The sequence below is a fragment of the Shewanella nanhaiensis genome, assembly GCF_019457885.1.
GTDB classification, from domain to species: Bacteria; Pseudomonadota; Gammaproteobacteria; order Enterobacterales; family Shewanellaceae; genus Shewanella; species Shewanella nanhaiensis.
This window is the reverse complement of the sequence record NZ_JAHZST010000007.1, coordinates 275,851-286,188: the sequence shown is the minus strand read 5'-3', so window position 1 is coordinate 286,188 and position 10,338 is coordinate 275,851. Positions and strand designations below refer to the sequence as shown.

10 protein-coding genes are annotated in these 10,338 nt (G+C 43.1%); 6 read left to right on the top strand and 4 right to left on the bottom strand.

Annotation, left to right across the window (positions count from 1 at the left end):
* A partial coding sequence (locus K0625_RS12405; protein WP_220109976.1) for a hypothetical protein occupies positions 1–205 on the top strand: 205 nt, incomplete at its 5' end.
* A gap of 659 nt (positions 206–864) precedes the next feature.
* Here the strand turns inward: K0625_RS12405 and hpf are convergent.
* Positions 865–1,227, bottom strand: coding sequence for a ribosome hibernation-promoting factor, HPF/YfiA family (gene hpf, locus K0625_RS12400; protein ID WP_220109975.1), 363 nt, complete (start codon positions 1,225–1,227; stop codon positions 865–867).
* A 288-nt stretch (positions 1,228–1,515) separates the two neighbouring features.
* On the opposite strand from hpf, the gene K0625_RS12395 reads away from it, so the two are divergent.
* Positions 1,516–2,184 carry a cytochrome b/b6 domain-containing protein gene (locus tag K0625_RS12395; RefSeq protein ID WP_220109974.1) on the top strand — a complete coding sequence of 223 codons (669 nt, stop codon included), beginning with the start codon at positions 1,516–1,518 and terminating at the stop codon, positions 2,182–2,184.
* Between the two features lie 78 nt (positions 2,185–2,262).
* Here K0625_RS12395 and K0625_RS12390 read toward each other — a convergent pair whose 3' ends face one another.
* A complete protein-coding gene (locus K0625_RS12390) occupies positions 2,263–2,724 on the bottom strand; it encodes a c-type cytochrome (RefSeq protein ID WP_220109973.1) in 462 nt (153 codons plus the stop codon).
* 281 nt (positions 2,725–3,005) lie between these two features.
* On the opposite strand from K0625_RS12390, the gene trpR reads away from it, so the two are divergent.
* Complete coding sequence (gene trpR / locus K0625_RS12385) at positions 3,006–3,284, top strand: trp operon repressor (protein ID WP_220109972.1); 279 nt, start codon at positions 3,006–3,008, stop codon at positions 3,282–3,284.
* On the opposite strand, the gene K0625_RS12380 is transcribed toward trpR, so the two are convergent.
* Positions 3,281–3,661 carry a hypothetical protein gene (locus tag K0625_RS12380; protein ID WP_220109971.1) on the bottom strand — a complete coding sequence of 127 codons (381 nt, stop codon included), beginning with the start codon at positions 3,659–3,661 and terminating at the stop codon, positions 3,281–3,283. The two genes, trpR and K0625_RS12380, sit on opposite strands and share 4 nt — an antisense overlap.
* Positions 3,662–3,826: 165 nt before the next feature.
* Positions 3,827–4,450 (bottom strand): peptidylprolyl isomerase, encoded by a 624-nt coding sequence (gene slyD / locus K0625_RS12375; RefSeq protein ID WP_220109970.1) that lies wholly within the window; start codon positions 4,448–4,450, stop codon positions 3,827–3,829.
* 727 nt (positions 4,451–5,177) lie between these two features.
* Here slyD and thrA point away from each other — a divergent pair.
* The 3 genes from thrA (at position 5,178) to thrC (ending at position 9,973) form a co-directional block, all read left to right on the top strand.
* Positions 5,178–7,643, top strand: a complete 2,466-nt coding sequence (gene thrA / locus K0625_RS12370; RefSeq protein ID WP_220109969.1) for a bifunctional aspartate kinase/homoserine dehydrogenase I — start codon at positions 5,178–5,180, stop codon at positions 7,641–7,643.
* A gap of 85 nt (positions 7,644–7,728) precedes the next feature.
* Positions 7,729–8,664 (top strand): homoserine kinase, encoded by a 936-nt coding sequence (gene thrB / locus K0625_RS12365; RefSeq protein WP_220109968.1) that lies wholly within the window; start codon positions 7,729–7,731, stop codon positions 8,662–8,664.
* Between the two features lie 28 nt (positions 8,665–8,692).
* A complete protein-coding gene (gene thrC / locus K0625_RS12360; protein ID WP_220109967.1) occupies positions 8,693–9,973 on the top strand; it encodes a threonine synthase in 1,281 nt (426 codons plus the stop codon).
* The last annotated feature ends 365 nt before the right edge of the window (positions 9,974–10,338 follow it).

Sequence of the window (10,338 nt, the reverse complement as noted above, 5' to 3'; positions counted from 1 at the left end):
ATCTGGCGCGGATCTCATCGTAGAGCTGGGACTAATGAAGGTCTCAATAGACTCTGAATACATTAGCGCAAACCAACTCCTGTTATCTTGCTTTATTATTTGCAATAACGGGGCGTACCATACATTCCGTCCATGGAATGATGGCATAAATGTTCCAGACATAAAAAAGCGCACCATAAGGTGCGCTCTAGATGAAAATATTTAAAAATCAAACTCAGGGTTCCTCCTATTGTCATTGAAACTGTTTTAGGTTTAAAAACGTGTTTATTTTTACACTAATCAGGCGTGTTGTGACATAAAGACTGAGCTTGCCTGACTCGTTTCCAGCTGTGTTACGATGACCTGTGTTGCGATCTATAGTTAGTGATACCTTTATCGCTCCTTTTTAAGTTGAAACCTAACGGGTTGCGTCACACTTCTTGATTAAGGGAGGCTGGGTTAGGTTTCATGTCACGCTGTTACACTTTCAGGCATATGGGCTATAAAAGCTTATCTGCCTCTGGCTTCCTAGCTGTATCTGCTTAGGGCCATTAAGGCTAAGTTTGCCTGACTACTTCCTACCGGTTTTACGATTACCTATTTTGCAAATGATGTCAGTGATTCTTTATCACTCCTCTTAGTGCTGAGATCTAGCTAGTTGCGTCACGCTTCTCGATTAAGGGAGGCAAGAGCCAGATCTACTATCTCACTTTATACTTTCAGACCTACTTGCTATAAAAGCTTATTTGCCTATGGCTTCCTAACTATATCTGTTTAGGGCCTAATTGAGGCGGGTTAATCGTCTGAATCTTGTATCGCTAAAATCGACTATCACTTACTACTGCCACTATACCTCTGTGTATTAAGGTTAGCACCGCTTGGACGTTAAGCGGCAAACTCCTCATCTATTTCATCTTCAATATTGAGGTCTACAGCTTCCTCTTGTCTCTTGAGGGATTCATAACGTTGAGCTTCTGGTTTATGGGTTAGGCGGTTGAGCTGTTTTTCTAGCTTCTGCCCCATGGCATTAATTGCTGAATAAAGGTCTTCATGTTTTGCTTGAGCAAAAAGCTTGTGACTTGGGATCCCGACGGCGGCTTCAATCTTAAATAACTGCTTCTCTTGAACAATGATGACATGTGGATTGATTAGCTGAATATCATGTCTAGCTAGCTTATCTAAACGAGCCTGAATGCGTTCACGAATAAGGGGAGTAACTTCAAGGTTTTTGCTAGTGATCTTTGTCATATATTGAACCTTCTATTATTGCCTTGGATTCAGATTACCAATCTCCACAGCGAAAGTCGTGATCTTGATCACGTTTTTTCAGCTCTTTTGTGTTGTTTGGCTTTTATTTGATCACTTAGACAATTATTGAAAATAACTGGTGTAAATTGCTTGTAAAGGGGGGACAAGGAGGTCATATTTGAATGGATAAGTGTAGTCACTTTTTTTATAATGCCTGCCAATGCTGCACAAAATACAACCAACATCGTTATTCAATCTTCTTTTCCTACTTTCATATCTGGTAAATAAATGAACAATAAAATTAAAGTTTGGGATCTTCCTACACGGATTTTTCACTGGGGCATGATTGTTTTATTAGGAGGGCTCTGGTGGACGGCTGATGCAGGAGAGATGGATTGGCATCAAGTTCTTGCATACTCTTTAATGGTTTTTATTGTTTTTAGGCTTATCTGGGGGGTCGTTGGAAGCGATACTTCGCGTTTTAGTCATTTTATTAAACACCCTAAAGCGGTATTGGATTATATGAAACTGACTAAGGAGCACGGTGTCTCCTCTAGCATTGGTCATAACCCATTAGGTGGGTATATGGTGATTGCCTTGATTATGCTTGTTTCTGCTCAGCTGACCACAGGTTTATTTGCAACTGATGAGATATTTACTGAAGGTCCACTGTACTCTTTGGTATCGAGTGAGACCGGCTCTTTGATGAGCTGGCTACATAAAAAAATCTTCTATGTGATGTTGGGCTTTGCCTCTATCCATGTATTGGCTGTTGCTTACCATAGGCTTAAAGGTGATAAGTTAATCACTCCTATGATCACAGGTTACAAGCAGGTATCTGAGGCAAGCGGATTGGAGTTAAAGTTTACATCTGTCTTGGTGGCTTTATTGCTGGTGGCCCTGTTAGCTGGCTTGGTTGGAAACTATTTAATTAAACCTGTTGTGGGAATGCTGTAGCTGAGTGTTATACCAATCAGAATAAGAAGCAGTAAGCCTGATGACTTGTGCAGTCAGGCTTACTGTAGACAGTGTTACTTAGTCTTTCTTATAGCTATCGTGACAACCTTTACAATTTTTAGCTGTTGCCATAAAGGCTTGCTTCAGTGCTTTTTTATCGTCAGCTTTTGCCGCAATAGCTAGGGCTGCTGAATCTTTTTGAAGCTGAAGCATCTTGGCATCAAAATCAGCTTTTTCAGTCCAGACTTTAGGGAGCGCTTCAGTGTCACCTTTATCAGAACCTGGTGTAAAGCCCTCTAAAGGAAGCTTTGAAAGTGCGGCAACATTGTCTGCTCGCATAGCAAACACCTCAGCATCGAACGGTTTCTTGCCTTTTAACATCGCACCCATATCGCCAAAATGGTAGGCGAGTAAGCTAAATGCTGATTGACGGTATTCAATTGCATCATCGGTCTTTTTGAAATTACCTGCCTGTACGCTTGTTGCTAGCACGGTACTGGTAACAACTGCCAAGATGGCCATTTTTGCATTCTTGTTCATTATATTGCTCTCACGTTTCTTGTTGTTTTGTGACATTACGCCGTTATTGTATTCTTTTTTTATCGAGTGGTACTATCCAAATATTCAAGAGTTTACATGTAAAGATGAAACGATTTGTAACTGAGTTTTGTGTTATTTAGTATGAACATTTGGCTTAGTAGGATGATAGCTTTGGATTTAATGGGCTTATTGGTATTATTGTAATGGAGAGGCAGTACAACTTGCTCTCCTGTTTCATCATCAAACAGGTAGATGCATATAGATTGTTGGAGTGAAGGTTGATGAGAGCTGAGTGGGGTAGTGTATTAGAAAAGGTCGTGAGTCATCAAGATCACAACGCGCTAATTGAGCTGTTTGAACTCCTGTTAACAGAGGAGGAGCGAAGTGCTATTGCTGGCAGGCTAAAAGTATTTCAAGTGCTACTTATTGGTGAGATGAGTCAACGTCAGATAGCTGCTGAGTATAAGATAAGTATTGCGACTATCACACGTTGCTCTAACTATCTAAAGCATATGTCTCCCGAGCAGAGAGAGAAGATTAAGACATTGATCTTAGATTAAAACATACTGTGGCTTAACGGGAGTTGATGTCGTCGGTTAGATGCCCGCTTTGTTAAGATATAGAGCGAGTAACTTGTCAAACTACAACTGATTATGTAGCTCAAATCGGTTGTTGATATTTTATAGGTGATAATGGCAAGTAATAGGTAAACAAAGGGAAGTGAGTTATAGATGGCTTGTGGAAGCCTACCTTTTTTACGTTTCTTGACCGGATCTGTACGACGGTTTTGAGAGCGCATATTATAGACTTTGCTACCTAGATAGAAGATGGTAAAGGCGGCGACAAGTCCCCAGGAGCTATCTAATATCAATAAGCTTATCGAGCCAGTTGCGATATAGGTGATAGGCAGAATTTCATAGAGAGGTTTGCTAAGCATAAACAGTCCTTTGTTTGAGCTTGTAAATAGTCTTGTGCACTAGTTCGTGTTTCTATCCATTCATTCTAGCCGAAAAAAAGCCCACTGCATGGATAGCATGCAGTGGGCTTATATTTATTCGTAATGAGTTAATACTAATTAGCTCATTACCGAGTTATATTGCTATTAGTGTCTGCAACCACAGCCGCCGTTGCCATCACAACCCTCTTTAGCGGGTTCATCTTTCTTGTCACTGCAGCATCCCTCTTCATGGTTGTGATCATGTCCGCCGCCACAACATCCGCCTTCATGGCTATGTTCATGCTCTGATCCGCAACTGCTTCCATGTGCATGGATATGACCATGGGCAATCTCTTCGGCTGTCGCTTCACGGACCTCCATCACCTCAACGATAAAGTTAAGTGATTGACCCGCTAGAGGATGGTTTCCGTCAACAACAACGACATCATCTTTAACCTCTTTAACCTGGACAGGACGTTGTCCCATCTCTGTTTCAGCAATAAAGCGCATACCAGGTACGATATCCTGAATATCACCGAAAGCACTCAATGGGACTTCTTGGCGCAAACCATCGTGATATGGACCATAACCGTTATCAGCATTAACTGTAACATCCAGTTTGTCGCCGACAACTTTACCCTCAAGTTCTGTTTCCAGACCTGGGATCATGTTCTCTGCTCCATGAAGATATAGCATTGGCTCACCTTCAAATGAATCTTCGATAACTTGGCCTTGTTCATCAGATAAACGGTAGTGAATGCTAACTGCGCAGTGTTGGGTGATTTTCATATCGCCTCCAATTCAGAATGTGGGCGCATTCTAGCGCTCTTTTTATTCATTGGCGATGATTTGCATCAGGTAATGTCGATTAGCTCAGCTTTCTGACCGATGATTTTCAGGTCAGCCCTGATTGTTTTTTGGCGGATTTTTACTATTAAATGAAAGTTGTGACTATTTAAGCATATTTTTTAAAAATAAATTCACAAATGATAACTGGGTATTTAGAGCTGTTTTTGTGTATTTTCACCCTTAGTATCACAGCTTCTATGTTAGATGCTGTTTTACGGAGTTTATATGGCGTTTGATTATTTTATTATTGTTATCTCATTTGTTTTTAATTGCTTACAACTATCACTTACTTTGCCGTAAACGTAAGGTTTGTGGTTTTCTTAGTACAAAATCAAGTATAAGTATCAGCTAAGCTTCGTCAGTGGATGCTATTGATGAAAAAGAGGAACTAATGGTTTTTTTCAGTTAACTTAATATTTGGGGCTTGACAGCCCCATAGAAAAAAAGCAATTCTGTATCCACTGATTTTCACGTTTATTTGGATAGCTTAATTTTCTGATGCATTGCCTAAATCGAGTTGTAACCACCATTATTACAACCACCACGATTACATTCGTGGGGGCAGGCTAAACGTACTTAAATTTTTTTGAATATGACAAGCCCGCTCCCACACCAAGGAGCGGGCTTTTTTGTTTCTTAGGTATTTGGCGCGGTACAAGGAGAAAGTATGAAAGTAATGAAGTTTGGCGGTACCTCGCTGGCTAATTGGCAACGATTTAGTGCGGCAGCGGCAATTGTCGCTGATACAGCAAAAGATGAGTCCGTGGCAGTGGTATTATCGGCGCCTGCAACAGTGACAAATGGGTTGCTGGAGATGGTTGACCTTGCAATTCAAGGTGGCGATTTTAAGCCGGTATTAGCGAATGTAGAGCGTGTATTTACCGCCTTGTACCAAGATGCTAGCTCCACATTGTCATCCTCTCAGCTATCTCTGCTAATGGATAAGTTAACTGAGCAACTGAGCTTCTGGGAAAAGAAGCTGCTTGGTATTAGTTTGCTAAATGAGTGTCCCGATTTTGTTCGCGCTGAAGTTTTAGTCTGCGGTGAGAAGCTCTCCTCTGCATTGATGGTCGAATTGATGTTGGCTAAGGAGATAAGTTCAGATTTACTTGTACCTCAAGCCTTGTTTGTTGCCGATGGCGAGCCACTCGAGTCGGTCGTTGATATTGAGTCAAGTAAAGCTAAATTCAAACAAGTGCCGCTGGAGAGTATACGTGTTTGGGTGATGCCCGGCTTTACTGCTGGAGACCGAGAGGGAAGAATAGTTACCCTTGGGCGTAATGGCTCCGATTATTCCGCAGCCGTTCTTTCAGCCTGTATCGATGCTAGTTGCTGTGAGATCTGGACTGATGTTGACGGGGTTTACAATACTGATCCTCGTGTTGTTGCTGATGCAAAACTTCTCTCTCAGTTGAGTTACCAAGAGGCGATGGAGCTTTCTTATTTTGGTGCCAAAGTACTTCACCCTAAGACCATCTCTCCGATTGCCCGCTACCACATCCCCTGTTATATCCGTAATAGCTTTAACCCTTCAGCCATAGGCACCTTAGTCTCAAATGAGGCGGATGAGAGCGGCTTAAATGTGAAGGCTATCTCTAATCTTGATGCGCAGACGATGTTTGATATCTCAGGTCCTGGGATGAAAGGCATGGTAGGGATGGCGAGTCGAACGCTAGGTGCTATCTCCCGTGCTGGTGTCTCAATCTCTCTTATTACTCAAAGCTCCTCTGAGTACAGCATCAGTTTCTGTATTGCGACTCAAGACGCTCATAAAGCAAAAGCTTCATTGGAGCTGGAGTTCGAGTTAGAGCTGAAAAATGAGATCTTAGAGCCGATTGAGATGCGAGATAATCTGGCGATCGTTTCATTGATCGGAGATGGCATGCGCACTCATAAAGGGGTTGCAGGCAAGTTTTTCCAAGCACTGGCGCAAGCGTCGGTGAATATAGTTGCGATAGCGCAGGGCTCTTCGGAGCGTTCCATCTCAACCGTTATCGAGCAGCGTAAGATTAAGCATGCTATCTCAGCCTGTCATCAAAGCTTCTTTGATGTACAGCACTACCTAGACGTGTTTCTGGTGGGATGCGGCAATGTTGGTGCAGGTCTGCTTGAGCAGATCAAACAACAAACTCAGATGTTAAAGCAGGAACATATCACTATTCGCGTGTGTGGTATCGCTAACTCACATCATATGCTTCTCGATGCCGAGGGGGTCGACCTTAACAGCTGGCAAGGCCTGCTCAGTGATAGCCAAACTGAGTGCGATCTCGACTTTCTGTTGCAGTGGGCCAAAGAGCAGCAACTACTCAACCCTGTGCTGGTGGATTGTACCTCTAGTGAGTCTGTGTCCAATAAATATCTGGATGTGATGAATGCGGGTCTGCATGTCGTGACGCCAAACAAGAAATCAAATACCCGTGATATCGAATACTACCGTGCACTGCGTCAAACCGCCCTTAAACAGCGTAGACAGTTCCTTTATGAAACGACTGTTGGTGCTGGGCTGCCTGTGATTGATAACCTTAAAAAGCTGTTGTTTGCTGGTGATAAGCTGCTTAAGTTCAATGGCATATTATCGGGTTCTCTGTCATACATTTTCGGTATGTTAGACGAGGGGATGACACTCTCTGAGGCGACAGGAATTGCGCGAGATAAATGCTTTACAGAGCCCGATCCTAGAGACGATCTCAGTGGCATGGATGTCGCTCGTAAGGTGTTGATTTTAGCCCGTGAAGTAGGATTGGAGCTGGAGCTTAGTGATATCACTATTGAGTCAGTGTTACCTGATGACTTTGATGCCAGTGGAGACGTTGAGACCTTTATGGCTAACTTGCCTAAGCTGGATCAGCAGATTGCACAGTGGGTTGAGAAAGCGCGCTCAGAAGGAAAGGTACTGCGTTATTTAGGTCAAATCGACGATGATGGATGCCGAGTCAAGATAGCTGAAGTGGATGCTGAGGACCCTCTCTATAGCGTCAAGGGTGGCGAAAATGCGTTGGCTTTCTATAGCCGTTATTATCAACCTATCCCGTTCGTACTTCGTGGCTATGGTGCGGGTACCGATGTGACTGCTGCTGGCGCATTTGCTGATCTGCTTAGAACATTAAACTGGACTCGGGAGATGAGTGCATGAGTGTGAATATATTGAGCGAACAACTTTTGATGAGAAGCAGAGATGAAGGTGTCTGTCTGATGAGTATGAAAAAGGGAGCTTCTCTATGAGTTTAACGGTTTACGCCCCAGCTTCCATGGGAAATGTTGGAGTCGGTTACGATCTCTTGGGTGCAGCGCTTGCACCTATTGATGGCAGTTTATTGGGGGATAAAGTCTCCATCGCTGCATCTGCTTCTGGAGTGCAATTAAAGGTGGAGGGCCATTGGGCTGATAAGCTTCCACCGGAGCCGAAGGAGAATATTGTTTATCAATGTGCACTGTTTTTTATGGAGCAATTAAATAAGCAAGATGGGGTTGCACTTACTTTAGAGAAAAACCTTCCAGTCGGGAGTGGCTTAGGATCAAGTGCGAGTTCGGTTGTTGCGGCTCTTTATGCATTAAATGAGTACTTTGACAGGCCCTATGATAAGCAAGCTTTACTGCGATTGATGGGGGAGTTTGAGGGCAAGATAAGTGGCTCTGTTCATTATGATAATGTCGCGCCCTGTTATTTAGGTGGGATGCAGTTAATGCTAGATACACAAGCGAAAGTGTGTGACAGCATCCCTTCGTTTGAAAACTGGTACTGGGTTGTTGCCTATCCAGGTATCTCCCTTTCGACAGCTAAGATGCGTGAACTCTTGCCAGAATATTATGATAAGTCTGTTGCTATCGATTTTGGGCGTAACTTAAGTGCTTTTGTTCACGCTTCATATAAGCAAGATGCTGAGCTGGCTATCTCGGTATTGAAAGATGTCATGGCTGAGCCTTACCGCGCATCAGCCATTCCTGGTTATGAGCTAGCCAAAGACGCGTTAGATAAGATAGGCATGATGTCGACGGGGATCTCAGGTAGCGGGCCGACACTCTTCTCTGTTACCGATAGCTTAGAGACGGCGCAAGCAGCGCAGGCCTGGTTAGACTCAAACTATGTTGAGCAAGGGCTTGGTTTCTCTCATATATGTAAGCTCGATGCCTTAGGCACTCGCACAATAGATTAATAAGTATTGAAAAAAGGTAGTTAAACCTATGGAACTGTATAACTTAAAACACCCCTCACAAGTGGTTAACTTTGCCCAAGCACTCACGTTAGGACTAGGTAAAGACAGAGGCTTGTTTTTTCCTAAATCTATTCCTGTGTTAGAGGATATGGACTCGCTGTTGGCACTGCCGTTTGTCGAGCGTAGCAAAAAGGTATTAGGGGTTTGGCTCGCCAGTGAGATAGGGCAGGAGAGAGTTGACTCTCTCGTTGAGAAAGCCTTTAACTTCGACCTTAAACTGGCTAAGGCTGATGATCAGCGTTACTGCCTAGAGTTGTTTCATGGCCCTACCTTAGCCTTTAAAGATTTTGGTGCCCGTTTTATGGCCCAGTGTCTGAATGAGCTGGCGGGTGATGAAAAAATTAATATATTAACGGCAACCTCAGGTGATACTGGCGCTGCTGTTGCAGATGCTTTCTTTGGGCTAGATAAGATCCAAGTTGTGGTGTTATACCCTAAAAGTAAGATAAGTGTTCTTCAAGAGAAGATGTTTACCACGCTCGGGGACAATATTCACACTGTGTCGGTTGAGTCAGATTTTGATGCATGTCAGGACTTAGTTAAGCGAGCATTTGAAGACAGTGATGTACGTGATGGATTGCACTTAAACTCAGCAAATTCAATTAACATCAGCCGTTTACTCGCACAGATCTGTTACTATTTTGAAGCGGTTGCTCAGTTTAAGCGCGAGCACAAGCAAGATCCTGTCATCGCGGTTCCAAGTGGTAATTTTGGTAACCTAACTGCGGGCCTATTTGCTAAGGCGATGGGGTTACCTGTCGCGAGATTTGTTGCTGCAACCAATAGTAATGATACCGTGCCTCGTTATCTTGATAAGGGGGACTGGTTGCCACATGCTACGGTTGCCACCATGTCTAATGCAATGGATGTGTCTGAACCAAGCAACTGGCCAAGGGTTGAGGCGATAGTTGAGAAGATGGGGTGGTCTTTAGCCGATATTACCGGTGTTGCTCTATCGGAGCTGGATACTTCAAAGGCGTTGAATGCTTTGAATCGTCAAGGTTACCTCTCTGAGCCCCATGCTGCCATCGCAGCCCAGGCGCTGAGTTTAACTCAATCTGATGGTGAGAGGGGGATATTTTTAGGGACAGCGCACCCAGCTAAGTTTAAAGATGTGGTCGATAGAGAGCTTGAGGTCAACCTACCGCTTCCTCAAGAACTTGCTGCGGTGGAGAAGAAGGATATCTTGTCTGTTACATTGCCTGCAGATTTTGAGCAACTAAAAACACACCTTTTCAAGATTCTCTAGTGTTTGAACTGATTTATACCCAAACAACTATATTGAGGTAGCTTGGGTATATACCTATTGGCATTAAAAAGGAGGGCACGCCCTTCTTTTTACTGTCTAGTGAATGATTGTCCACTGAATATTACCTTTGTTAAAAGTAATGATGATACTTGTGGGGAGTCACTCTGTTTTTTACATATAAACTTTGATTCAAGAGGCTTAATTTACACTGAGTTATCCAGTTCACTTGTGTATCACCACGTATCCTGCTTCAAATAGTTGATGTGATCTCTATCACAACTTTTTGTTTTCAATTTGTATATCTTGCCTCGCAGTTTTTCAGATAGGTTCCAAACTGTGTATAAAATTTTGACTGCAATACTTAT